The sequence below is a fragment of the Pseudomonas sp. Ps21-P2 genome (assembly GCF_039672565.1).
Classification (GTDB): domain Bacteria; phylum Pseudomonadota; class Gammaproteobacteria; order Pseudomonadales; family Pseudomonadaceae; genus Aquipseudomonas.
Window position 1 is genome coordinate 1 of sequence record NZ_JBDFPL010000032.1, and the last position, 1,337, is coordinate 1,337.

Genomic DNA, 1,337 nt, shown 5'->3' on the forward strand with positions numbered 1-1,337 from the left:
CAGCTCAATTCTTCGCGATATTGCGCCTGCTCAGGGAAGAAGTGTCGAAGTTGGTTTGCGAACAAACTTCTAACCTGCTTTCACCCAACCGCCGATACCACGTATCGGCGACCTGAGCTCAGCATGTAAAATGGTCCGCACGCGACGGCCACTCTCTCAAGCTCTGTTCTGATTGCATTCAAGATGTTTCCATTGTCGCGGAGCTGGTAGTGGGCAAGGTGACTTTTCGCCCTAAAAGGCATCAGCCCGCAAATCCTAGGACACATTTATCTGACTTCAAGCTCAGCCACCGAGCTTAGCTCGCCTCTGAGAATGCTTTGATGAAGCTGATTGATGTGCTCGACCGCGTTCTGACCTTGTGCCAGATGGTGCACGTAGATTTCGCTTGTCTTGGTAAAACGGTGGCCAATACGCACGGTATAGGAGCGGAACATCCAGCTGAGAAAACCTGTGTAATACATAGCATCTTCAATGTCCCGCCACTTCACGCCACGAACCCCTTTGCTCCAAGGCAAAATCCCCCGGTACAGCCAAACTCCAACGTCATCCGTGTAAACCCGCACGCTTCTGAGAAAGAGGATTTTGTAGATACAGAGAGGCAGCGAAACTACCAGAACAAACACGCTCACTGCCATGCCGAGCCGAAAAGCAGCATCCGTTTGCGCGTTGTGTAACGTCCACCCGCCAATGCTAATTGAAAAAGCAATGAAAAAAATTATCGTCAAGACGGTGCTGACATAGGCCAACCAGGACAGTCGATACCCTGCATGTGCAGACTCAATGCTGGGGCTTTCGTATCCATTCATGAGGCATTCCTTAACAAGTTATGTGTGCCCTGCCCTTGGTTACAAGGGTTGCCAGTACCCGGGGCTTGGGGTGCAGCAAAGTGTCTTTTCATCGGCCAATCCGCGTCTTGCATTGAAGAAGCCGCGCTGCGCTCGGCCTTGCCAATAACGTGGTGGACAATAGGAATCAAGGCAGATTGGGCATCTTCGTACGCCTGCCCGGTTTGGCTTATGGCTTCGTAAGTGCGCTGTAGCCCACCTGCGTCATGGGGGTGATGATTGCGCTCCCGTGCATAGGCTTGGCCAGCATCACTGTAAGCCGCAAAAGCAGCCTGCACTGAGTCGATCGTAGGCTTGATTTCGTCGGGGTCGATCATCGGCATGACATTGATCCCTTGTTACAAGGCAAGATAGAAATGCAATTTTGGTCAGGCGTTTGATCATTTTTTCTTTACTCAATCAGCACTTGAATGCGGGCCAGTACATCGTCCATCACCACCTCGGGGACCGCCTCTACGCGCTTACCCCCACGGGCCTCAAGGTCAACGGTGC

2 protein-coding genes are annotated in these 1,337 nt (G+C 52.1%); both read right to left on the minus strand.

Going from position 1 to position 1,337, the window contains the following annotated elements; translation table 11 throughout:
- Positions 1 to 266: 266 nt before the first annotated feature.
- Complete coding sequence (locus tag ABEH28_RS27225; RefSeq protein ID WP_346631557.1) at positions 267 to 806, minus strand: hypothetical protein; 540 nt, start codon at positions 804 to 806, stop codon at positions 267 to 269.
- On the minus strand, positions 803 to 1,168 hold the full coding sequence (locus ABEH28_RS27230; RefSeq protein WP_346631558.1) for a hypothetical protein: 366 nt from the start codon (positions 1,166 to 1,168) through the stop codon (positions 803 to 805). Before ABEH28_RS27230 ends, ABEH28_RS27225 begins: the two co-directional genes overlap by 4 nt.
- Positions 1,169 to 1,337: the final 169 nt, after the last annotated feature.